A 24004-nucleotide genomic window follows, 5' to 3' on the forward strand; every position below is an offset into this window, starting at 1 on the left:
GCGTGCCAACAGTTGGATTAAATACAACGAGTACAAATCATATTCCGTTACAAGCAGGAGCGCAAAGAAGTAATGTCCCTGTTAACGGTGTACAATCGCCAGTAGGGCAAACAAATGGAGTATCAGCAAGTGAACAAAAAACACCTGGTGTAATGGAAAAAGATGATTTTCTAAAATTGTTTTTAGCGAGTTTTCAGCACCAAGATCCATTCAATGCAATGGATATGAATCAAATGATGAATCAGACAGCGCAGTTATCTCTTATGGAACAAGTGCAAAATATGACAAAGGCAGTTGACTCTTTAAGAATGACGATGTATTCGACAGCGCTTGATGGTGGAATGAAGTTTTTAGGGAAGTACGTAAGAGGTGTTGACGGTGACGGTAACAAAGTAGCTGGTCAAGTAGAGACAGTTCGCCTTGCAGAAAATAATGATGTACAGCTTGTTATTGGTGATAAAGTGGTATCCCTTCGCTTCGTTGAGAGAGTATCTGATAAACCAATTGGAGAAACGAATCCAGAAGATGTAAAGAAAGACGATCAAAAAGGAACTGAAGAAGTAAAATAGCAAATCCATAAGGGAGTGTCCATACATTATGATTAAAGCGTTATATACAAGTATTACAGGTATGAATGCAACACAAAATGCATTAAGTGTAACTTCAAATAATATTGCTAATGCACAAACAGTTGGTTATAAAAAACAAAAAGCGATGTTTGATGATTTATTGTACAACAATTCAATCGGTGCAAAAGGCGATGAAAGATACGCAGGAACGAATCCAAAAAGTATCGGTAACGGTGTGAAAATGAGCGGAACGGTTACGGATTATAGCGATGGTACAATTACGTTAACTGGTGGTAAAACACAAGCAGCAATGGAAGGGAATGGATTCTTCCTTGTAGGTGATTCAAAAGCTGGAAATATGGAATTTACACGTAAAGGGACGTTTGCGATATCTTCAGATTACTATATTACGAATACAGAAGGTCAATATGTATTCGCCTATCCAGCTGATCCATCAACTGGTAATGTGGACTTATCTGGTATTCCGGGACCATTGCAAATTCCAATGGGATCAGCAATCGGTGGTATTCGAACGTCAAAAGGAATTGTTGGAGGGAACATTCCATCTGATGCAAAACATATTACGCAAGAATTGCCTGTATACGATGATGCTGGTAATACGTGGACAATGCGTTTGGAGTTTACACAAGATGGTGAACATAATTATAAATATACAGTGAAGATGCGTAATGACACGAAAAAAGAAACAGGGTTTAATGAAATCCAAGAAGCAGCTGGTAATGTGAAATTCAATAAGGTAGGGAAGCCAGATCCGGTAGATCCTGAAGCAGAGATTCCATTTAATGGTGGAACAGTGAAAATAGATTTTAGTAAATTAACAAACCACCCGACAGAGAAAACGATAGCGGTAACAAACGTAGATGGTAGACCAGCGGCAACTGTTAAAGATTGCTTTATTGCTGACGGTGGATATGTGATGGTGAAGTACTCTGATGGGAGTATGAAGGCTGCAGGTCAATTAGCTGTTGGGATGTTCCCGAACGAAGGTGGCTTAATGAAAACGGGTAATGGTAACTATACCGCGACGAATACAACTGGTATTTTAGCACTTGGCGTATCTGGTCAAAATGGTGCAGGAAAAGTACGTGGTGGTGCGCAAGAAGGTGCAAACGTAGATTTATCTGTAGAATTCGTTGATTTAATGCTATACCAACGTGGCTTCCAAGGAAATGCGAAAGTAATTAAAATTTCAGATGAAGTATTAAATGAAGTTGTAAACTTAATTCGATAATAAATCATAAAGAAAATTTGTAAGGAAGTAGAAAGGGTTTTTTATTCGTATGACAAGACAAGAGCGAATTTTACAATTGCCTTTTTTCGAAAATAAACGTGAACTTGCTGAGCAAGTGTTAAAAATGGAACGAGAAGAGCATGTATATTTACCAGATCAATTTGAAATTAAGCAAGTGCCGCCATATTCATTCGGTGAAAAACAAGCAATGATTGGCCGTATTCACGAATCATATTTCATAAGTGTCGGCAGTTATGGCGTTTGGAAGTATCAACTGTTTAAGGACGAGATGAAGTGCCGTGAGTTTTTTGTTACGTTATCAGGGATAACGGATCAGCAAATTGCGTTTTGGTTCAATAACATCGAGTTACTGAAAAGCTCTTAAAAGATCTTAAAAGCCCTTTTTTAGATTTTGAGAGATGGGCTAGCGGTGGTTTGGAGCGGTTAGTGCTTAAGAGAGGCTCGACTGGTGTTTAAGAACAGAGGTATGAAGAGTTACTAGGATAGTTTAAGAAGATGTAGTATGAGTGATGTCTCTGGTTCTATTGTATTAAGTTTTAGAGAAGGACATGGCGGTTAGTGCTTCTTCGTTCTTTGACGATAGGATTGATCCAAGTCTAGAAGCAGTGAATTGAAATAGGTTAAGTTAATTTAAGATAGTTGTAGTAAATAATTAGACTGAATTTCTATAAAAGGAGAGATGAGGAGGATGGCGCAGAATAAGTATCGCGTTACATTCATTTCGCCAGGTGAGATTGAGCAGCGTACTGTAATGGCAGCGAGTAGTTTGCCAGATTTAATTCGTAAAGTAGAGAGTATTATTGCAGATTCGAATGGTTATTTTGTGAATGATAAAAAAAATAATTGCTACTTTCAAGTAATTAAAGAAAATGTTACGTTTATTCAATATGAGTTATTATTTTCGGATAAGGAAATTCATATTGAAAAATTAAAACATATAGCGCCGGTAGTATTGCAACGGTTATTTGAAAAAATAAATGATCCGGAACTATATGCACTTGCTCTACTGGATGTTGATATAGCAACGAAAGAATACGTGCTAGAAGAAATGAATCCAGCGTTAAGAGTGAGAGTGGAAACGGAACTTTCGAAAAAATGGGAAGCAATGCCGACAGAAATTGTAGGAGCACAAGAAGTGTTATTAGAAGCACTTGCATCGTTTATAAATGAATGAATCGTTTGACTACCTATATTATTTATATAGGTAGTTGACTTTTCTGTTTTAATAAAGCTTAATAATCAGATATAAGGAGATAACGGAAGGGGAGCGACACCATTATGTCACAAGCACAAAGTATTTTATTAGAAAGCGGAACAAATGAATTAGAGATTGTTACATATACTGTTGGTGAAAACCTATTTAGTATTAATGTAATGAAAGTACGCGAAATCATTAACCCATTCCCTGTTACAACTGTGCCAGAATCTCATCATGCAGTTGAAGGTGTTGTTCAAGTACGTGGTGAAATTTTACCAGTTATTAACTTAGCGACGGCACTCAATATAAAATCTACAAAGCCACTGGATCAAACGAAATTTATTATCTCGGAATTAAACCAAATGAAAGTGATTTTCCGTGTTGATGAAGTGCATCGCATTCAACGTATTTCATGGGAACAAATTGATGAACCAGCTTCATTATCTATGGGACTAGAAGAAACGACATCTGGTATTGTAAAACTAGATGGGAAAATCATTTTATTATTAGATTATGAAAAAATTGTTTGTGAAATTAGTAACGGTGGTTATGATAAGAAAACATTATCTGGTTTGGCGCAAAAAACAGATCGTGCTGAAAAAATTATTTATATTGCGGAAGATTCTGCAATGCTTCGTCAAATACTAGAAGAAACATTATCATCAGCTGGATATTCAAAAATGAACTTCTTCAGTAATGGTGCAGAAGCGTTAGCGCATATTGAAAAACTAGAAAAAGAGCAAGGAGAAAAAATGTTTGAACATATTCACTTGCTAATTACAGATATTGAAATGCCAAAAATGGATGGACATCATTTAACGAAAGTAATTAAAGATAGTGAAGTAATGAAACGTTTACCAGTTGTTATTTTCTCTTCATTAATTACGAATGAGCTATTCCATAAAGGTGAAGCGGTAGGGGCAAATGCGCAAGTAAGTAAGCCAGATATTCAAGAGCTAATTGGTTTAGTAGATAAGTTAGTGTTGTAAAAAAAGCATTTTTTTAGTTGGAATAGAGGAACTAGCCGTGTGTGGAAGCGGTCAGTGCCTAATAGAGGTCCAAACGATGTGAGACCAGAGATATGAAGTAGTTCTTAGGTAAGTATAAGAAGTGAGTCTTCGAGCGAGGCTTTGCAGAACCAGTGTACACCTCTATTCTTTTAGTAGAGAGAAGGGAACTAGCCATGTGAGTTTTTGGTTAGTTCCTTTTTAGTATTTTATAGGTTACATAGGCAGGGGAATGAAACGTTTCGAGAGTGTTTGTGGCGGTATGTAGTATTGTGGATTGGTTTCATGAATAAGTAGTATGCTTTTTTATTTAAAAAGATAAGAGAATGTATCTTTGGATCATGCTAGTACGATTTCGTGGTAGCGCAAATTTTTTCGGTGAAAAGACATTCGAAATACCGTATAATATAATTAAGTAGATTATTTTTAAAATACACTTATACATATATTATTTCAAAAAATTTAGTTTTTCTATTTTTATACTTTCTATACATTTGTGTATGTTAATTATTTGACAGATAATTTCGAAATGTTATAATGTGGATATGTAAAAATTGCTATTTTCTTAAAAGACATGGGAGTCAGATGAGAATTGTGAAAGGATGAGGGGAAGTGGCACAGAGTATGTATCACCACACAGCAATCAATGTATTAAGTCTTTTACAAAACATGTCAAATAATGAAATGAACGATATGAAATTAGAAACGGAATTTAAAAAAATAGAGAAACAATTCCGAGTAAAGTATGAAGAACTAGTTGATTTATATAATAGAATGGTATTATTTCAAATAGATATAGAAAAAAGTGGCGGGATGCGCGCCTATGAAAAATCAGCAGTTACGTGGCTGAAGTCTGAACTAGAGCTACTGTATGAAGTGTATCAATTTTGTCAGCGTCACGGTTTAAACATCGCAAATATTTCAAAATACGTTAGTAAAAATGAGCTGAATATATTTCCAAAAACAGAAAGTCAATTACAAAATACGTATTATAAATTAAAAAAACAGGAAATACCGTTTGAAAACATTGAAAAACAAAAACCGGGACGAAAACGAAAATATACCCCTGCAAAAGTAATGGCTGAACCAATAATAGAGAGTCAGGAAGAAGTCGCTGTAGTTGAAGAGGATGAAAAAAGCCTCGTAACAGTTCTATCTGGTATCGTTGATAATTTTGACACGATTCGTAACAATAGTGAAAAGAAAGAACACGAACTGCACCAGTTTATGGAAGGGATATATAAGCTTTCTAGCATGGCTGCAGAGCGTTTGAAAGATGAGAAAGATGCACGTAGTATAGAAAATGAATTGCAATTGCTACAAGCAGAAAATGAGAGGTTACAACGAGAGAAAGAAGAACTTGTACAAGATGTTAAAGATATGACGTGTCATGTCATTAACTTCATTACGAGTTCCGATATCGATCAAATTCGTCAACTGCCGAAATTTGTGAAAGACTGCAAAAAAGAATTACATAAAATAGGATTATACAACGCACAAGACGGAAACATGAAAATAATGGTCGACCGCAGAGGACAAGTTGTGACGGTAACGCCATAAAGTATTGGGTACAAAATAAAAGGGAGATACATAGATTTTATGTATGTCCCTTTTGTTTTTTGTGGAATTTGATTATTTGGAAGGGTATTAAAAGTGTCGTTTATCTTCTTGTTAATTGATATATAATGGATTACCACGTATATAACTCACTAAGGATTGGCTAGCGTTTATTATTAAGTTTAAAAATCTTTTAATCTATCTATATAGAAAAAATAAACCTCTCTGCAAGCAGAGAGGTTTATTTTTGAAACTAACTCAAATGGATTATTGTAATAATTTAGAAACCATTTGTGGAGTTTGGTTCGCTTGAGAAAGCATGCTAATACCAGCTTCGTTCAAGATTTTGAACTTAGTCATTTCAGACATTTCTTTTGCCATGTCAGCGTCTTCTACTTGAGAAGCAGCAGATGCCATGCTTGATTGTTGGCTCTTAAGGTTGTTTACGTTAAAGTCTAGACGGTTTAATGTAGCACCTAGAGTTGCACGATTGTCAGCAACTTTTTTCAATGCCGCATCAATGTTTTCAATTGCATTTAATGGAGTACCGTTTGTAGCAGCTGTTTTAGCACTTTCATATGTAGCAACTAGTGCTTTCGCATCAGCATTTTTTTCCATACTAGCTTTTGCTTCTTCAAATTGTGTTTTCGCCTCAGGTGATTTAGGATTTTTTTCAAGAGCAGCTTTCGCATCAATGTAACTTTTAGCAGCTTTTGTTCCCTCAGTTTCAGTATCTGGACTGGTAATTGCACTTTTAGCATCTTCGTACGCTGTTACTAATTTTTTTGCAACAGCAGTATCTGCATTAGAAGCAATCTTCGCATCATCATATTCAGCTTTTTTAGCAGTAGTAGCAGCTAGTTTTGTTTCATATGCATCAACTAAACCTTTTGCATCATTAGTTAATTCTTTGGCTTTGGCTGCGACCTCATCAGCAGCACCTTCATATCCATCTTCACCAGGTTTAATTTGTGCGAGCGCTTCTTTTGCTTCAATATAAGCAAGTGCTTTTTGGGCATCAGTATTAGGAGATGTTGCCCCTGCTTTATCTTCAATATCAGTACGCGCAGCATCAGAAAGTACTTTAGCACTATCATAAGCATCTTTTGCTTCGATTGTTGCTTTAGCAAGTGGATTTGCAGAAGAACCAATTGTTAGCTTTTCGATACCAAGTGCTGATAGTGAAGTTGATTTTAAATCAATTCCAATTTGTTGATCAGAATCTTTAGAATCTAGAGTTTGGATTTTAATAGTTGAATCATCTTTTAGTAGGTTTTTATCATTGAATTGTGTATTGTCCGCAATATAAGTAATTTGTTTTTGTAATTCAGCAAATTCTTTTTGTAATGCAGCTTTGTTGTCGTCTGTATTCGTACCATTTGCAGATTGGTTAGCAAGGTCACGCATACGAAGTAAGATGTTAGATACTGAGTTCATTGCTGAGTCAGCTGTACGGATTAAAGAAATACCGTCTTGTGTGTTGTTGGAGGCAACACCTAATCCGCTTTCACGTGCACGCATACGAGTTGCGATTGCAAGACCTGCTGCGTCGTCAGAAGCGTTGTTGATACGTTTACCGCTTGATAAACGGTCCATTGAGTTACTCATTTTTGCTTGGTTTTGGCGCATGTACTCTTGTGTACGCATGCTATTGATATTTGTATTAATTCTCATATTTAGAACCCCCATTTTTTGATTTTGATTTTTCTATAAATTACTAAACGGTAATATACAAAAAAAACAATTTCGGATTTATTGTAATCCTTGCTATATCAAGTGTCAACTTAAAATTTGAATTAACAAATATAAGAAAATAACAGTTTAACAATTTAGTTGTTTTTTTATTACAAAGGATTATTGCAAACTTTTAAAAAAAACTCTAATATTAGAATATCTTTGTTTACCGAAAAGGTGATATTATGGTAGTTGGAAATATAGTAAAAGAAGTGCTTGCGTATAAAAAAGGACAATTTCAGCAAAAGTTAAGTAGTCCGCAGGCGTTCGTTAGTAGTCGTTTTCAAGAGAAATTGCAGAACGATCCTGCGAAGGAGACGAAGGCTACTATTCAGCCGGAAAAAGTAGAAGATATGAGTCAGCCGGTACAATCTACGAAAATAGAAACGCTCGTTCCTAAAGGTGAGTCTAGTAAAGTGGATGAAGCAAGTAAGTCTGAAACGAAGAAAGTAGATGAAGTGCAAGTTGCGCAAAAAGAGTTTGAGCGACGCTTCCCATAAGCAAAAAATGAGGGTGCTGATACGTGGAGATTAACCGATAAATATAATATTCAGAAAATACGTTCTTCAAATGAAGGGAAGTATGAGGATATTATTGATCGCGTTAGTCGTACATACGGAATTCCGAAAACGTTAATTCAAAAAATGATTGAAGTAGAGTCTAATTTTAATCCGAAAACGGTGTCACCTGCAGGGGCGATGGGGCTTATGCAACTTATGCCAGCGAATGTGAAGGAGATGGGTGTGAAGAATCCATTTTCACCAGCTGAAAGTATTGAAGGCGGCGTGAAAGAGTTAAGCGGTTATTTAAAGAAATATAATGGTGATCTTGTTCTTGCGCTTGCGTCTTATAATGCTGGTCCAGGTAATGTGAGAAAGTACGGAGGCGTACCGCCATTTAAAGAAACGCAAGGATATATTAAAAAAATATTGAATATCGACGTTTCAAAATAAGGAACTTCATTATATATAGAATAGAAATTTTTTGTGAACAAGATATGGGAGTTGGCTAGATTTGAAATTACAAGATGATATTCCGTTAACAATTTATTTTGAAATCGGAAATACGAAAAAGAAAATTGAGGATCTGCTTCATATTACGAAGGGTACATTGTATCGTCTTGAAAATTCAACGAAAAATACGGTGCGTATTATGCTTGAGAATGAAGAGATTGGAACCGGAAAGATTTTGACAAAAAACGGGAAGATGTATGTTGAAATCGTTGAGTTGAAAAGGTAGGGAAGGGGATTTTCATGAGTGGCGATAAATTAAGCCAAGAACAAATTGATGCCCTGCTGAAGGCGGTGAATGAAGGCGAGGAAATGCCAGCTTTCGCACAAGGAGCAGGGAAGCAAGATAAATTTCAAGAGTATGATTTTAATAGGCCAGAGAAGTTCGGTGTTGAGCATTTACGTAGTTTGCAAGCGATTGCTTCTACGTTTGGTAAACAGACGTCACAAGCGCTTTCGGCTCGTATGCGTATTCCCATTGAACTAGAGCCTTCGACCGTTGAGCAAGTTCCATTTACGAGTGAATATGTGGAGAAAATGCCGAAAGATTATTATTTATATTGCGTTATTGATCTTGGACTTCCAGAGCTTGGAGAAATTGTTGTTGAGATTGATTTAGCATTTGTCATTTATATTCATGAGTGTTGGCTCGGCGGAGATAGTAAGCGTGCGTTTACGATGCGAAGACCACTTACTGCATTTGAGTTTTTAACACTTGATAATATATTCGCTCTTATTTGTAAAAATTTAGAACAATCATTTGAGCGTGTTATTGCGATTAAGCCGACATTTGTAACGACAGAAACGGATCCAAATGCACTTAAGATTACGACAGCGAGCGATATTATTTCATTGCTGAACGTAAATATGAAAACGGATTTTTGGAATACGACGGTTCGTATCGGGATTCCGTTTTTATCTGTCGAAGAAATAATGGATAAGTTAACGTCTGAAAATATTGTCGAACATTCTTCGGATAAGCGTAAAAAGTATACATCTGAAGTAGAAGTGAAAGTAAACCAACTGTATAAACCTGTTCACGTTGCGATTGGTGAGCAGAAGATGACAATGGGTGAGATTGAGCAAATTGAAGAAGGTGACATTATTCCGCTTCATACGAAAGTTTCGGATCAATTACTTGGTTATGTCGATGGAAAGCATAAATTTAATTGTTTTATTGGGAAAGATGGAACGCGTAAGGCGCTTCTATTTAAAAGTTTTGTAGAGTAGGAGGGTCTATATGAAGCATGAAGTATCTCCTGTGTCGTTAATGGGGTTAGAAGAATTTGCAAGGAAGCGAAATGAAGTAGGTAAAGCACATATTGATACTGTTTCAGATATTTCGATTGATTTAGGTGTAAAGCTTGGGAAGGCATCTATTACACTTGGTGACGTGAAGCAATTAAAAGTTGGCGATGTTCTTGAAGTAGAGAAAAACTTAGGACATAAAGTAGATGTGTATTTAAGTAATATGAAAGTCGGCATTGGTGAAGCAATTGTAATGGATGAGAAGTTTGGCATTATTATTTCTGAAATTGAAGCTGACAAGAAGCAAGCTGCGCTTATGAAAGCGCAAAGTCAAATGAAAGATAAAGAGTAGAGGAGGAGTCATATGTCGTATATGACGACCTTATTTCAAGTCGTTTTACTGTTTGGTGCGCTCGGCTATGGTGCATATTATATGACGAAAAAGACGCGTAAACAGCAGTTTTTTAAGCAAGGAGAAAATGGCCATATTCAAGTGAAGGACGGCGTGTATTTAAATCATCAAACGAGCGCCTTTTTGTTTGAAGTGGACGGAAAGCAAGTATTCACTGTTATTAGTAATAACGGTGTACAATCTGTGCAATTAACAGGAACAGGAAATCAGTTTCAACAAGCGCTAGAAGATGCGGTGAAGAGTGAAACGAAAAAAGTAGAGGATCCATCATGAGAATAAAGAAACAATTATCGTTATGTACCGTTATTTTCTTATTTTCTATTATTTTTTCATTTGTTTTTGTAAGTCCAGCGTATGCAGCCCCGAACGGTTTTATTAATTTTGAAAATGGAAAAGAGTTTACGAGTAATTCAAGTGTACAGTTATTTGCACTTGTTACCCTTTTATCATTATCTTCTTCTATCGTTCTATTATTTACCCATTTCACGTATTTTATGATTGTTCTTGGAATTACACGTCAAGGTCTTGGGGTAATGAATTTACCGCCGAACCAAGTACTTGTTGGACTTGCTTTATTTTTATCACTTTTTACAATGCAGCCTGTACTTGGGCAACTGAAGAGTGATGTGTGGGATCCAATGACGAAAGAGAAAATAACAGTAAGTCAAGCCGCGGAGACGACAGCTCCTATTATGAAGGATTATATGTCGAAGCATACGTATAAGCATGATTTAAAAATGATGCTGAAAGTGCGCGGAGAAGAGTTGCCGAAAGATTTGAAAGACCTTTCCTTATTTACGCTCGTACCATCCTTTACGTTAACGCAAATTCAAAAAGGATTATTAACGGGGATGTTCATTTATTTAGCGTTTGTATTTATAGATTTAATTATTAGTACACTTTTAATGTACCTTGGGATGATGATGGTACCGCCGATGATTTTAAGTTTACCGTTTAAAATACTCGTTTTCGTATATTTAGGTGGGTATACAAAAATCGTCGACATTATGTTTAAAACGGTCGCCTGAAGCGTTTGATGCTATGTGATAGGAGTCATATGAATGAATACGTCACCAATTATAGATATTTTTCAAACCTTTTTTTATAAAGGGGTAATGATTTTAATGCCGGTTGCCGGCGTTAGTATGATCGTCGTTATTATTATCGCTGTCATTATGGCGATGATGCAAATTCAAGAGCAAACGCTGACGTTTTTACCGAAAATGGCGAGTATCGTACTCGTTATTATCATTTTAGGTCCGTGGATGTTTCAAGAGTTAACGATGCTCATTTTAGATTTATTTGATAAAATTCCATCGCTATTGCGTTCGTACTAAGATAGGTGAACCGAAATGAATATGGAATTATGGGCGGCGACGTTTTTTGCGTTTTGCCGCATTACTTCATTTTTATATTTTTTACCGTTTTTCGCAGGTCGATCGATTCCAGCAATGGCAAAGGTTACATTTTGGCTTGGTCTTTCGATTGCAGTTGCGGATCAAGTGGATGTCTCTCATATAAAGACAGTTTGGGATGTAGCCGCTTATGCAGGAACGCAAATTGTAATTGGAGTATCTCTTGCCAAAATTGTAGAAATGCTGTGGAACATTCCAAAAATGGCCGGGCATATTTTAGACTTTGATATCGGTTTATCACAAGCAAGTTTGTTTGATGTGAATGCAGGATCGCAGTCTACTTTACTATCAACCATTTTTGATATATTTTTTCTTATTATTTTTATTTCACTTGGCGGCATTAATTATTTCGTTGCCACGATTTTAAAGTCGTTTCAATATACAGAGGCGATTTCAAAATTGCTGACGACTAGTTTTTTAGATAGTCTACTCGCAACGTTATTATTTGCAATTACATCAGCGGTTGAAATTGCTCTTCCGCTTATGGGAAGTTTATTTATCATTAACTTTGTTCTTATATTAATCGCAAAAAACGCCCCGCAATTAAACGTTTTTATGAATGCGTATGTCATTAAAATTACGTGTGGTATTTTGTTTATTGCGATGAGTGTACCAATGCTCGGTTATGTGTTTAAAAATATGACAGATGTATTACTTGAGGAATATACGAAACTATTTGACTTTTTCTTAACGAAGTAGGGGGACGCGCATGGCAAAGGATAATAAAACTGAAAAGGCCACCCCGCAGAAGCGTAAAAAATCGCGTGAAGAAGGGAATATTGCCCGGAGTAAAGATTTAAATAATTTATTTTCCATTCTCGTATTAGCAGTTGTCGTTTATTTTTTTGGAGATTGGTTAGGGTTTGAAATTGCGAATTCCGTAGCGGTGCTATTTGATCAAATTGGAAAAAATACAGATTCGACTGAGTATTTTTATTTAATGGGAATATTACTACTGAAAGTATCAGCTCCCATATTAATACTCGTATACGCTTTTCATTTATTCAATTATATGATTCAAGTCGGTTTCTTATTTTCTTCTAAAGTCATTAAGCCGAAAGCATCACGTATTAATCCGAAAAACTATTTTACGAGACTACTTAGTCGTAAAAGTTTAGTAGATATTTTGAAATCATTGTTTTATATGGGATTAATCGGTTACGTTTCGTACGTTCTCTTTAAAAAGAATTTAGAGACAATTGTAAGTATGATTGGTTTTAACTGGACGGCGTCACTTACTGAAATTATTAGACAAATTAAATTTATCTTTTTAGCTATTTTAATTATTTTAATCGTCCTTTCTATCATTGATTTTATTTATCAAAAATGGGAGTACGAACAAGATATTAAGATGAAAAAAGAAGAAGTGAAAAGGGAGCATAAAGATAATGAAGGGGACCCGCAAGTAAAAGGGAAACGAAAAAACTTTATGCACGCCATATTGCAAGGGACAATTGCGAAGAAGATGGATGGCGCAACGTTTATTGTAAACAACCCGACGCACATTTCGGTCGTACTTCGTTACAATAAACAAGTTGATGCAGCGCCAATTGTCGTAGCAAAAGGGGAAGATGAACTCGCTTTATACATACGAACGCTTGCCCGTGAACAAGAAATACCAATGGTGGAAAATCGCCCGCTCGCTCGCTCTTTATATTATCAAGTCGAGGAAGATGAGGCGATTCCAGAAGATTTATACGTAGCTGTAATTGAAGTTATGCGCTATTTAATTCAAACGAACGAACTTGAAGTGTAATAGCGCGTTTGGAGGAGATCTCTTTGTTTAAGATAGATTCGGCAAGAACCTATTTTTCTATCTTTTTAGCAGCGTCATTCGTTGTGGCGCTCTTAATTCCACTTCCACCCTTTATACTTGATATCATTATCGTTTTTCTACTAAGTATGTCAGTACTTATTTATATGCGAGCGACAAGTATTAACGAGTGGGATGAATTAAAGTCATTTCCGACGATGTTGTTATTAATCGGGATTTTCCGCGTATCGATTAACGTTTCGACGACGCGAGCGATTTTGACAGACGGAAATGCTGGTCATGTTATTGAAGAGTTCGGTCAGTTCGTAATTGGCGGAAACTTATTAATTGGTATCGTTATTTTTACAGTATTAATCATATTCCAGTTTATCGTTGCAAACGGTGCATCTCGTACAGCGGAAGTAGCGGCTCGTTTTACACTTGATTCTTTACCAGGGAAACAAATGTCGATCGATGCTGATTTAAACCAACGCATTATTACAGAGAAAGATGCACAGGCAAAACGAAAAAAATTAAATATGGAAACAGAGTTTTACGGAGCGATGGATGGTGCCGGGAAGTTTATTAAAGGGGACGTTATTTTCGGGATTGTCATTTTATTCGTAAACATCATTTTCGGCTTAATTGTCGGAATGATGCAGCAAGGAATGAGCTTTGGTGAAGCAGCTCTTCATTATACACAGTTAACTGTCGGTGACGGAATTGTAAACCAAATCGGTTCGTTAATGCTTGCGATTTCAACAGGTATTATCGTAACACGTGTATTTGACGGTTCGCCTGATACAGTAACAGAAGGTATTTTTAAAGAGTTATTAGCACATGAAGTCGTTGTCTATGCGCTCGGTGGTTTATTTATCGCAATGGGTATCTTTACACCACTACCATTTCTACCATTTGCACTCGTTGGAGGCACAATTATTTTCTTAGGAGTTCGCAATAAACAGCGAATAAAGAAAGAAAAAGAAGACGAGCTGCAAAAAGAATTAGAAATGATTCAAGGTGATGAAGAACAACTACAACAAGTAGAAGATTCATTCGGAGTATTTACAGATAAATATCCAATTATCGTAGAACTCGGTTTAGATTTAGCGGCACTTGTAAAGCAGAAAATTAACGGAGAAACAGCTCGTGATAAAGTTGTTCTAATGAGGAAGTCGATTATTACCGATCTTGGTATTAATGTTCCTGGCATTAACTTTAAAGATAATACGAGTTTCAGGCCACGCGGACGTTACATCATTCGCATTAAAGGTGCGAAGGCGGCTGAAGGGGTTTTAAAATCAGGTTATTTATTAGCGCTGAAAACACCGAACGTAATGGCTGATTTAGATGCGGAACCAGCGAAAGATCCGATTTTCGGTGAAGATGGATATTGGATTTTGGAGCATATGGTACAAGATGCACAAATGAAAGGCTATCAAGTGTTAGAGCCACTTAGCATATTAATTACACATTTAGATGTTGTCGTTAGACGTAACCTGCATGAGTTAATTCAGCGTCAGCATGTGAAAGACTTAATTAATTCGCTTGAAAATGATAATGGCGTTTTATTGGAAGAGATTAAGAAGAAAGAAATCGATTTATCACTCATTCAAAATGTTATTAAACAACTATTAAAAGAAGGAATTTCCATCCGAGATTTACCAACCATTATCGAAGGTATTATTGACGGAAAAGAAATTTATCAAAACCATGTTGACGGTGTAACATCATTCGTTCGTGAGTGTATTTCAAAAGTTATTTGTGAACATGCGAAAAATCCTGACGGAAAAATATATGCGGCGCTCTTCTCGGATTCAATCGAGTTAGATGCGGATGTTGTGAACAATTCCTACCAAGGTTATTTATTAAACTGGGATTTAGATTTAGAAACGCGTGTCGTTGAGCAAGTACAACGCTTCTTTAAACAAGCTCGTTTAATGGGAAGAGAACCCGTGTTATTAACGCGTAGAAAAGATTTCAGATTTGCGATTGTAAGACTTCTTGAGCGTTATCAAATAGAAGCACAAGTACTTTGTATTAGTGAATTAGCACCAGAAATTGTTGTAGATCAAATTGCCTATATTGAATAGTAGGGGGTGAAGTAATGGAAAGTACAGAAAAGAAAGAAGCGTTAATGCGAATAAAAGCAGCTTCAAAAAATGAATTGTATCGAAAGTTATTTGACCAATATGGTACAGATTATTATTACGTTGTCGATGAAAGTGTAAAACGAAATATCCCGTTTTTTTGGAAAAAGAATTATGAAATGTTAGTTGCTTTTCCAGAGGATAAACAGGAAGAAGTGAATGAGAGTACAGCTCACTTTCATGAACAATTAATGGATGTTGTAGGTGACCCTGCAGAAGAAATTGTGAAGGCGGATGGAATTCAATCTGTACTGCACAATTTAGAAAACGTGACGACTTCTATGTCATATGCGGCGATGCAAATAGGAAATAGTGAAGAGTGGGCAAGAAAGAAAGAGAAGCTCTTAAAGCTGTTTGAAAAAGGAATCGTCGTTGTGAAACAGACGGAAGAAACGAGAGTAACGAAAAAGCAATATGTTGAGAAAAAAATCGTTTCTGCTAAAAAAGAAGAAGTTGTAAAAAAAGAAACACAACAATCTGTACCGTTTATTATTCAAAAAGTAGTTCGAATGTTAGAACAAAATGATGTAGAACAATATTTCATTCATGCATATGCTGAAAAATTAAAAGTGAAGTTTGAGAAGGCAACGATGATTACAGAAGAAGAGGTGATCGGATATATATTGGAAGATATGAAATCTCATTTCAATACCGAGAACGTCTTTGAAAAAGAGGTACAAACAATTGCTTTAATCGGCCCGACTGGCGTTGGGAAAACGACGACACTGGCGAAAATGGCATGGCAGTTTCATGGAAAGAAAAAAACAGTTGGTTTTATTACAACAGACCATTCGCGTATTGGAACAGTGCAGCAACTACAAGATTACGTAAAGACAATCGGATCAGAAGTAATCGCTGTGCGTGATGAAGATGCAATGACAAGAGCACTTACGTATTTTAAAGAAGAAGCGCGCGTCGATTATATATTAATTGATACAGCTGGAAAAAATTATCGTACGTCAGAAACAGTGGAAGAAATGATTGAAACGATGGAACAAGTAGAACCAGATTACATTTGTTTAACGTTATCAGCCTCTATGAAAAGTAAAGATATGATTGAAATCATTACGAACTTTAAAGATATTCATATAGATGGAATTGTGTTTACGAAATTTGATGAAACAGCTAGTAGTGGCGAATTGCTGAAAATTCCAGCAGTATCATCAGCTCCCATTGTACTAATGACAGACGGACAAGACGTGAAGCAACATATCCATATCGCTACAGCTGAACATTTAGCAAAACAAATGTTACAAACATCGTAGAAAAGAGGTGAAGAATAAGGTGCTTGCCTTATTCAAACGAGTATGAATGGTCTTTATATAGGTTCTATGGGTATGATGAATTACATGCAGCGTATTAATGTTCATTCGAATAACGTTGCAAATGCTCAAACGACAGGATTTAAAGCAGAAAATATGACTTCTAAAGTATTTGATGTACAAGATACATATCGAAGCGGAGATGGATCTACGACAAATATCGGTAAGGTTGATTATGCTGTAGTGCCAGCTGCGACCCATGTGAATTTAGCGCAAGGGAATATACAAATTACGAATAGCCCTACAGATTTCTTTTTAGATGACGGGGCAGCTGGTACATCATCATTTTTCGTTACATCTAAAAATGATGAAACATTTTTAACGAGAGATGGTAGTTTTACAGTAAATAGCGATCGGTATTTACAAACATCTTCAGGTGCTTTCGTAATGGGAGAGAATAATGAGCGCATTCGTATTCCAGAAGGCGCAAAGGTCGCTGTACAAGCAGATGGTACATTGTATGATGAAATAACACAGAATAATATTGCACGTTTGCAAACGAAAACAGTAGATGCAGAAACGAATAATCGTCTTGTGCAACGTGAAAATAAAAGCTTTACACTAGCTGAAGGAAATATTGCTGATTTACCGAATGGTACAGGGATAGTAAAAAATCATATGCTAGAAAATTCAAATGTAGATATGACGAAAGAGATAGCGGATCTTATGACGAATCAAAAAATGATCCAAGCGTCACAACGCATTATGACTTCATTTGATAAAATTTATGAAAAAGAAGCGAATGAAATATTGAGATAAAGGACTCCCGTTAGCGGAAGTCTTTTTTTGTTTTGAAATTTCAGAATTATCAATTGACTTTGTAGGTCTGTTTTTTTATATTAGTAGGTATACTAATAACTACTAATATACATGTATCGTTTTGAAATAAGAGTTATATAGAATGTGAGGTGTTACAGATGGATGAAATAATAAAGGAGTTACAAAAGTTAGGTTTTTCCCAGTACGAATGTAAAGCATATATTGGACTTTTAAAACATTCCCCAGTAACAGGGTATGAAGTGAGTAAACAAACAGGGGTACCTCGTTCCATGATTTACGAAGTGCTTGGTAAGTTAATGGATAAAGGAGCGGTGCATATCGTTCCGTCAGAACCTGTGAAATATGTCCCAGTACCAGCTACGGAATTAATGAATCGAATGCGAAAAGATTTTGAGAAGTCCTTTGAATTTTTAGATGAGAAATTAAATTGTTTGGAACAAGAGCGACAAATAGATGTAATTTCGCATATTCGCTCAAATGATCGTGTTTTAAAAGAAATATGCAATATAATTAATAGGGCAAAGGAAGAGTTATGGATTTCTGTATGGGAAGATCAAGTGCATGAAATTGAGCCGTTCATTCATCGGAAAGAAGAAGAAGGCGTACATATATTTTCAATCTTATTTGGCGCTCCCAATACAAAAATAGGCGCGACGTTTCACCATAATTATATGACGCCCCACGTTGTTGAAAAGAGAATGGGTGGTCATTTAACTGTAATCGCGCGTGACGGGGAAGAAGTATTAATTGCGAACTTCTCAAATGATAGCACTTCATGGGCCGTTACAACGTATGACCCAGCATTAGTTCTCGTTGCTACAGAGTATGTGCGGCACGATATTATGGTTGAAGAAATCACGAAGGAATTTGGGGCTGATAAGTTAGATACGTTATGGCGTGAAAATATAGATTTAGTTCATGTCGTAACAGGAAAACGAACTTTAGAAGGAATGGAGGATGATAAGGATGAGTAAAGCTCAGGCACATGTAGCTTTGCAGAGCGATGATACATTTCAACAAGGAGTAAAAGATTGTTTACCAACTGTATTTGGTTATTTGAGCATCGGTATAGCAGCAGGTGTTATTGCGAAAACAGCAGGTTTCTCCATCATTGAAATTGCTTTTATGTCCACTTTAATTTATGCAGGTTCTGCTCAGTTTATATTAGCTGGTATGTATGCAGCAGGTGCTCCTGCTTCCGCAATTATTTTCACCGTCTTTTTTGTTAATTTACGCCACCTTTTAATGAGTGCAGCACTTGCACCGTACTTTACAAAAATTCCTCTATTTAAAAACTTAGTCATCGGTTCACAAATTACAGATGAAACTTTCGGTGTTGCAGTGCAGCATGCAGCGCAAAAAGGATATGTAGGCGAAAGATGGATGATCGGGCTAAATGTAACAGCGTATTTAAATTGGATTCTTGCTACTATTATTGGAGGCCTATTTGGTGAGTGGATACCAGACCCTCATACGTACGGGATGGATTATGCATTACCAGCGATGTTTATCGGATTATTTGTTCTTCAGCTCATAAGTAGTAAACCGAAACTAGCAATTCATGTAACTGTTGCAATTATAGCAATTATTATCGCATATGTTTCACACCTATTTATGCCAGATAGTATAGCAGTTATTATTGCAACACTAGTAGCTGCAACGATTGGGATGGTGATTGAAAAATGGAAATGAGATTAGATGTATTATTACTTTTACTAGCAGCAGGAGCTGTCACACTCGTGCCACGCATATTACCTCTTCTCGTATTTAGCAAACTACAAATTCCAGATTGGGGTTTAAAATGGTTAAATTACATACCAATTGCGATATTAGCGGCACTGTTAGCACAAGTCTTATTTATGCATGAGACGACGCAGTGGGATTATCTTATCGCGGCAATTCCGACATTTCTTGTTGCAATATATACTCGTAGTCTATTAGGAACAGTATTAACTGGCGTGATTGTGATTATTTTGTTACGTTTCTTTTTCTAAAAAGGATTCAGCTCATTTAATAGCGAAAGGTGTAATAACATGAAAGATATAGGGGTGGTGTTATGATACTTTTAACGATAGGAGCAATTTTGTTAACGTTGTTTATTTTTTTTATTATCGGCTTTATTACGTTTATGATGTTTGTTGATAAGGCGACACCTCAAATATATTATACACCTTGTGAATCAGTGACAGTGAAGTCTAAAGGTAAACATAGAAGGAAGAAAAGTTGAAAGTGGACTTTTCTTCCTTTTTTTACATCCCCGAAAGAACTAACAACAATAACCCAAATAGAAAACTAATAAAGGAAAGAAACCCAATGGATATCGAAAACACACGATTATTTCTCCATTCACGCCAGAAAACGATACATCCTAAAATACAAAGGAAGAACCAAATGGGTAAGAAGATGAACGCACTAACCTTCTCGGGGAGTAACGAATAAAAAGTTGTTAAATATAAAATCCAATTTGTAAAAAATAAAATGCAAACGATAATAGATTGTAAGTAGGGACGTTTTAAAAATGTCCCTTTTTTAACTGATATAAAGATAAGAGATAGTACTGCAATAAAAGGAATGATAATGAATATGAGAGAAAGTAATGTAAGTTGCATAAAAAACTCCTTTATCGTATTGTTTGCGTAAGAAACGAATCTATTAAATTGTATGCTTTGTTTGTAGAGTGCTCGTTATACTTTTCCGAGTACGGATTTAGAAATCCATGCTCACCATGCAGTTGCTGTATTTCTATTAAAGGGTTATTTTGTTTCTTTAATGTTTTCATTAAAGAGGATACTGAAAAGCTAGCTTCTTTTTCAGGGAAAAGAAGCAATGTAGCGCATGTAGGCTTAACATGAACATAGTCACGTATACGGGAACCGTAACATCCGATAATAAAATCTATTTTCGGATTGTTACTACATAGCCATGAGATGGTAGCTCCAGCGCTAAAGCCAATAAGTCCAATGTGTGTGTAACTACTAGAAAGACGAGTAATGAATTCTTCAATTTGCTTTTTTCCATCATCAAATCCAATATGATTCATAAAAAACTGATATGCTTTTTCTTCATCATTATAATGAAAAGCATGCTGTGATTGTAAAAGACTAGGACAGAATACATCGATATGAGATGAAGTGAAGTGGTCAATTACGTGATGCATATGGTCGTTCACACCATATATTTCATGAACAGCAACGAGAGCTAATTTTTTCTTCATAGTTACAATGTACCTCTATGAAACTTAAATTCTTTCTCAACAAGGCAGATGCGCAGGTGGAAGTTTTCATACCATTGCTCACGGCCTCTTTTTTTCGCTTCTTTATGTAAGGCATTCTGTTTCCAATTGTCAATTGCTTCAAGTGATTCCCAATAAGAAATTGTGATTCCGAGACCCGAATGATCTCGTGCACTGTCTACACCTAAAAATCCAGGCTGCTGCTTTGCGAGTTCCTCCATTTTTTCGGCAATGGTACTATAATCTGTTGTATCAGTCGATAAATTAGAAGTGAATATAACTGCATAATAAGGCTTCTTTTTTTGTGAAGTATTCTCCATTCAAATGTCCCCTTTAAAATCATTTTATAGTTTGAATTTTAGCACGAAATAAAAAGAAAAGAAGCACGAGCTTCTTTATAGAAAAAAGAAAAATGCCACTTCAAAAAATTTGAAGTGGCATTGCTTATATTTCCTCTAAGCTATTAACTGGAACCGTTAATTCGCGTCCTGGGTTTTTAACTTCATATATGCGGGCGGTTTCGCTGCTTTCGTCGACGTGTTGAATCATAACAGGCATACCTTGAAAACTGACATTGGCATGTTCTGCTGATACAGAAAGCTCTTTTGCACGTTCTATATTCATTTATATTCCTCCCATCATTATTATCTTTGCTAAAAAGGAGGGATAATATACCATTTCGAGACATTTTTAAAGTTTTTGTATTATTTGTAATGTTTCTTTAATGAATGAAGAGAATATGGAATCGGGATAAGATTGTATGAATTGGTTTGCTTCTGTTATTTCTTCAAGAGCGCTTTTTTTATCATTAAGTTTTACGTAACAAAGAGCGCGATATGCCCCTGCTGTTGTAAGCCACGCTTGATCAAGTGGATGATTCATATAATCTGGTAGGATAGCACGTTGTAATGTTTTCAAAGCTTCCTCGTAACGTTTTAAACCGTACAAAGCTTTTCCTTTTTCAAGATAATATAATCCGTCATCTTGAAAAAGTGGTTCATCTTTTAGTTTTTCTCGAAATTGTTCTAGATGCTCTAATGCGATTGTATATTCATTAGTAATTGTATTGTAGTAGTACGCTTTTAAAATATCAACAATCGCAGCAGATAAAGTATCTTCTGTGAAAATGGCAAATTGCTCAGATTTTTTTATGTAGTGTAAATATTGTTCTTTATCAGCCGTGATGACTTTTTGATAAGATAATATGCGGTAAAATTCATCTGTTTTATAATACACTTGATGTGTTTTTGAAAAGGCAAGTGCATCTAAAATGACTCTTTCACAATTTTCATAATTACCACATGCAAGTAAAATAATTGCTTCATATAAACATAACTCGATATGTATGATAAGATCCATTTCTAAATGTTTCTCTTCATAGTCATTTCGGATACTAGCTATAAGTTGTAAACATTCAGCATACTTTTTACGTGTGAATATCGTATAAGATAATTTTAATTTTGTTTCCGTACTGTCACGGTATAAAGTATATTTTTCAAAAATAGAAGTAGCCTTTTCAACGTAATATTCTATATTATAATCTTTCATTATAGCTGCAGCGGTTACAAATTGTTTATATAAACGAGCCGTATTTAAAGTAAGAGGTAGCTCTTTTTGAACGATAGGTAGTAAAGTGTTATATACTTTATCACAATTATTTGCTTTTATGAGTTGTTCCATTTGTTGAATCAGTTCTACAATTTCTACATCATCATCTTCTAGTAAAAAACTCGTTTCGCACCCAAGTTTTTCAGCGATATATTGTAATGTTTTCATGGAGGGTGTAGCTTTTCCATTCTCAATTTGACTTAACATACTTTTTGTCAGTTCTGAGCCAGCTAGTTCTGTTTGTGTAAGTTTTTTTTCTTTTCGTAATGCTTTAATTTTTTCGCCGAGAGTTTCCATATTATTGCTCCTTTATAGTTAAAAAAGTTAAATACAATTAAACTTTTTGTTGTAAAAATTGGAAAGTTAAATATATAATAAGTTTAACACAATTTAACTTTTAGGGGGAGAGTGTCATTATGGGGGATGTAAGTATAGGTCAAAATGATTCGAAAATGAAGGTAGCAACGAGAAATATTATTTTAATGATGATTGGAAAAATGACGTCTTTGTTAGGGGCGGGTATTTATACGTTTGCAATGGGGTTATACGTATTAAAGACAACTGGTTCAGGGATGGGATTTGCAACTACACTTATTTGCGGATCAATACCAAGAATGATTTGTGGACCGATTGCAGGTGCTGTAGCTGACCGCGTCAATCGAAAATGGCTTGTCATTGGCACAGATTTATTAAGTAGTTTAACGATGCTTATTATGTTTATTCTTGCGACTACTTTTGGGCCGTCACTTCTGTTTATTTATGTTTCAGCAGCATTATTATCAATTTGTGCAAGTTTTTATTCTGTAGCATTAACTTCGTCTATTCCTAATTTAGTAGATGAGGAGCGTATTCAAAAGGCGAGTGCTTTGAACCAGACGGCAGCATCTTTATCGAATATTTTAGCGCCGATTATTGGTGGAGTTGTATTTGGTTTCTTTTCAATTAAATCTTTCTTCCTGTTAAATAGTATTACATTCTTTTTAGCAGTTATTATACAATTATTTATCATATTTGATTTATATAAAAAAGAATTGGCCGAAAGTAAAGAGCATTTCTTGACGAGTATAAAAGAAGGTTTTTCATATATAAAACGACAGCATGAAATATATGGTTTAATGAAAATTGCATTATGGGTAAACTTTTTTGCGAGTGCACTTTTCGTTTCACTTCCATATATTATTATTCAAAATTTGCATTTATCCTCGAAGCAACTCGGTGTTGTAGAGGGAATGTTAGCAGTTGGGATGCTAATTGGTGCAATCGTTTTATCAGTACGTAAAGAAGTGAATAATCCGTTTCGCTCTGTTTATATTGGGCTGTTTTTATTTGCGGGCTTGAGTTTATGTACAGTCTTTCCATTGTTAGTTACCATTCCGAAAGTAGCAAGTTTTATTTACTATATCACTTTTATGATTTTAACTGGTATATCAATGATGGTTGTAAATATCCCGATGCAAGTGCATATGCAAAAGACGACAGATCCAAACTATTTAGGGCGTGTATTCGGCCTACTTGAAACAATCGCTACTGCAATCGCGCCGCTTGGCATGATTGTATATGGATTATTATTAGATATGTTGCCAACTAGCATCGTTATGATGACATTGGGCGGAGGCTTATTGTTAGTTGTATTAGTTGGAGTAAAGCAGCATATGGCGAAAAAACAAGTGAATGTGCCGGCCTAAAAGAAAAATTTAACAATATAAAAATGACTAAATTAGTATTTTAGTTTTTGA

General features: G+C 35.6%; 28 protein-coding genes and 1 pseudogene. 23 read left to right on the forward strand and 6 right to left on the reverse strand.

Annotated elements, in window-relative coordinates:
• Positions 1–2: 2 nt before the first annotated feature.
• The 6 genes from ACQKNI_RS07005 (at position 3) to ACQKNI_RS07030 (ending at position 5607) form a co-directional block, all read left to right on the forward strand.
• Positions 3–569 carry a flagellar hook assembly protein FlgD gene (locus ACQKNI_RS07005; protein WP_098357230.1) on the forward strand — a complete coding sequence of 189 codons (567 nt, stop codon included), beginning with the start codon at positions 3–5 and terminating at the stop codon, positions 567–569.
• Between the two features lie 28 nt (positions 570–597).
• A complete protein-coding gene (locus ACQKNI_RS07010; RefSeq protein WP_088231129.1) occupies positions 598–1821 on the forward strand; it encodes a flagellar hook protein FlgE in 1224 nt (407 codons plus the stop codon).
• Positions 1822–1870: 49 nt separating this feature from the next.
• Complete coding sequence (locus ACQKNI_RS07015) at positions 1871–2206, forward strand: DUF3964 family protein (protein WP_088231130.1); 336 nt, start codon at positions 1871–1873, stop codon at positions 2204–2206.
• A 324-nt stretch (positions 2207–2530) separates the two neighbouring features.
• A complete protein-coding gene (locus ACQKNI_RS07020; RefSeq protein WP_088231131.1) occupies positions 2531–3016 on the forward strand; it encodes a LysR family transcriptional regulator in 486 nt (161 codons plus the stop codon).
• Between the two features lie 104 nt (positions 3017–3120).
• The gene (locus ACQKNI_RS07025) at positions 3121–4029 is read left to right on the forward strand and encodes a chemotaxis protein (RefSeq protein WP_088231132.1); all 909 of its coding nucleotides are present in this window, start codon (positions 3121–3123) and stop codon (positions 4027–4029) included.
• A gap of 642 nt (positions 4030–4671) precedes the next feature.
• A complete protein-coding gene (locus ACQKNI_RS07030; protein WP_098252655.1) occupies positions 4672–5607 on the forward strand; it encodes a DNA-binding domain-containing protein in 936 nt (311 codons plus the stop codon).
• Positions 5608–5871: 264 nt separating this feature from the next.
• On the opposite strand, the gene ACQKNI_RS07035 is transcribed toward ACQKNI_RS07030, so the two are convergent.
• Positions 5872–7278, reverse strand: coding sequence for a flagellin (locus tag ACQKNI_RS07035; protein WP_088231134.1), 1407 nt, complete (start codon positions 7276–7278; stop codon positions 5872–5874).
• Between the two features lie 245 nt (positions 7279–7523).
• On the opposite strand from ACQKNI_RS07035, the pseudogene ACQKNI_RS07040 reads away from it, so the two are divergent.
• From ACQKNI_RS07040 to ACQKNI_RS07115, 16 genes and pseudogenes are all read left to right on the forward strand, one after another.
• Positions 7524–8291 (forward strand): annotated as a pseudogene (locus ACQKNI_RS07040) (lytic transglycosylase domain-containing protein).
• A 61-nt stretch (positions 8292–8352) separates the two neighbouring features.
• A complete protein-coding gene (locus ACQKNI_RS07045; protein ID WP_000775710.1) occupies positions 8353–8577 on the forward strand; it encodes a flagellar motor switch protein FliN in 225 nt (74 codons plus the stop codon).
• A gap of 14 nt (positions 8578–8591) precedes the next feature.
• Positions 8592–9578, forward strand: coding sequence for a flagellar motor switch protein FliM (gene fliM, locus ACQKNI_RS07050; RefSeq protein WP_088231136.1), 987 nt, complete (start codon positions 8592–8594; stop codon positions 9576–9578).
• 10 nt (positions 9579–9588) lie between these two features.
• A complete protein-coding gene (gene fliN, locus ACQKNI_RS07055; protein ID WP_088231137.1) occupies positions 9589–9948 on the forward strand; it encodes a flagellar motor switch protein FliN in 360 nt (119 codons plus the stop codon).
• 12 nt (positions 9949–9960) lie between these two features.
• On the forward strand, positions 9961–10281 hold the full coding sequence (locus ACQKNI_RS07060; protein ID WP_000121176.1) for a hypothetical protein: 321 nt from the start codon (positions 9961–9963) through the stop codon (positions 10279–10281).
• Positions 10278–11036: a flagellar type III secretion system pore protein FliP gene (locus ACQKNI_RS07065; RefSeq protein ID WP_427282287.1), complete on the forward strand. Its 759-nt coding sequence runs from the start codon at positions 10278–10280 to the stop codon at positions 11034–11036. Before ACQKNI_RS07060 ends, ACQKNI_RS07065 begins: the two co-directional genes overlap by 4 nt.
• Positions 11037–11069: 33 nt before the next feature.
• Positions 11070–11345 (forward strand): flagellar biosynthetic protein FliQ, encoded by a 276-nt coding sequence (locus tag ACQKNI_RS07070; RefSeq protein WP_001098082.1) that lies wholly within the window; start codon positions 11070–11072, stop codon positions 11343–11345.
• A gap of 15 nt (positions 11346–11360) precedes the next feature.
• Positions 11361–12122 (forward strand): flagellar biosynthetic protein FliR, encoded by a 762-nt coding sequence (locus ACQKNI_RS07075; RefSeq protein ID WP_088231139.1) that lies wholly within the window; start codon positions 11361–11363, stop codon positions 12120–12122.
• A gap of 10 nt (positions 12123–12132) precedes the next feature.
• Complete coding sequence (gene flhB, locus ACQKNI_RS07080) at positions 12133–13179, forward strand: flagellar type III secretion system protein FlhB (RefSeq protein ID WP_088231140.1); 1047 nt, start codon at positions 12133–12135, stop codon at positions 13177–13179.
• A gap of 23 nt (positions 13180–13202) precedes the next feature.
• Positions 13203–15269, forward strand: a complete 2067-nt coding sequence (gene flhA / locus ACQKNI_RS07085; RefSeq protein ID WP_088231141.1) for a flagellar biosynthesis protein FlhA — start codon at positions 13203–13205, stop codon at positions 15267–15269.
• Positions 15270–15283: 14 nt separating this feature from the next.
• Positions 15284–16591 (forward strand): flagellar biosynthesis protein FlhF, encoded by a 1308-nt coding sequence (gene flhF / locus ACQKNI_RS07090; RefSeq protein WP_088231142.1) that lies wholly within the window; start codon positions 15284–15286, stop codon positions 16589–16591.
• Between the two features lie 42 nt (positions 16592–16633).
• Positions 16634–17407, forward strand: a complete 774-nt coding sequence (locus ACQKNI_RS07095) for a flagellar basal-body rod protein FlgG (protein ID WP_088231143.1) — start codon at positions 16634–16636, stop codon at positions 17405–17407.
• Between the two features lie 158 nt (positions 17408–17565).
• On the forward strand, positions 17566–18402 hold the full coding sequence (locus ACQKNI_RS07100; RefSeq protein WP_088231144.1) for a TrmB family transcriptional regulator: 837 nt from the start codon (positions 17566–17568) through the stop codon (positions 18400–18402).
• On the forward strand, positions 18395–19120 hold the full coding sequence (locus ACQKNI_RS07105) for an AzlC family ABC transporter permease (protein ID WP_088231145.1): 726 nt from the start codon (positions 18395–18397) through the stop codon (positions 19118–19120). The genes ACQKNI_RS07100 and ACQKNI_RS07105 overlap by 8 nt, the downstream gene beginning before the upstream one ends.
• Positions 19111–19422: an AzlD domain-containing protein gene (locus ACQKNI_RS07110; RefSeq protein WP_088231146.1), complete on the forward strand. Its 312-nt coding sequence runs from the start codon at positions 19111–19113 to the stop codon at positions 19420–19422. The genes ACQKNI_RS07105 and ACQKNI_RS07110 overlap by 10 nt, the downstream gene beginning before the upstream one ends.
• A gap of 62 nt (positions 19423–19484) precedes the next feature.
• Positions 19485–19655 carry a DUF3951 domain-containing protein gene (locus ACQKNI_RS07115; protein ID WP_016088508.1) on the forward strand — a complete coding sequence of 57 codons (171 nt, stop codon included), beginning with the start codon at positions 19485–19487 and terminating at the stop codon, positions 19653–19655.
• Positions 19656–19677: 22 nt separating this feature from the next.
• Here the strand turns inward: ACQKNI_RS07115 and ACQKNI_RS07120 are convergent, their stop codons facing one another.
• The 5 genes from ACQKNI_RS07120 to ACQKNI_RS07140 all read right to left on the reverse strand — a co-directional run bounded on the left by ACQKNI_RS07120 (position 19678) and on the right by ACQKNI_RS07140 (position 22565).
• Positions 19678–20037 (reverse strand): hypothetical protein, encoded by a 360-nt coding sequence (locus ACQKNI_RS07120; RefSeq protein ID WP_088231147.1) that lies wholly within the window; start codon positions 20035–20037, stop codon positions 19678–19680.
• A gap of 11 nt (positions 20038–20048) precedes the next feature.
• Positions 20049–20642 carry a dienelactone hydrolase family protein gene (locus ACQKNI_RS07125; protein ID WP_427282288.1) on the reverse strand — a complete coding sequence of 198 codons (594 nt, stop codon included), beginning with the start codon at positions 20640–20642 and terminating at the stop codon, positions 20049–20051.
• Between the two features lie 2 nt (positions 20643–20644).
• On the reverse strand, positions 20645–20980 hold the full coding sequence (locus ACQKNI_RS07130; protein WP_088231149.1) for an antibiotic biosynthesis monooxygenase family protein: 336 nt from the start codon (positions 20978–20980) through the stop codon (positions 20645–20647).
• A gap of 124 nt (positions 20981–21104) precedes the next feature.
• Positions 21105–21284, reverse strand: coding sequence for an H-type small acid-soluble spore protein (locus ACQKNI_RS07135; RefSeq protein WP_001019753.1), 180 nt, complete (start codon positions 21282–21284; stop codon positions 21105–21107).
• 66 nt (positions 21285–21350) lie between these two features.
• Positions 21351–22565, reverse strand: a complete 1215-nt coding sequence (locus tag ACQKNI_RS07140) for a helix-turn-helix domain-containing protein (RefSeq protein ID WP_088231150.1) — start codon at positions 22563–22565, stop codon at positions 21351–21353.
• A gap of 119 nt (positions 22566–22684) precedes the next feature.
• Here ACQKNI_RS07140 and ACQKNI_RS07145 point away from each other — a divergent pair, with 119 nt between their 5' ends.
• A complete protein-coding gene (locus ACQKNI_RS07145) occupies positions 22685–23953 on the forward strand; it encodes an MFS transporter (RefSeq protein WP_088231151.1) in 1269 nt (422 codons plus the stop codon).
• Positions 23954–24004: the final 51 nt, after the last annotated feature.

Origin of the sequence: Bacillus sp. NPDC094064, assembly GCF_050279585.1 — a bacterium.
GTDB lineage: Bacteria > Bacillota > Bacilli > Bacillales > Bacillaceae_G > Bacillus_A.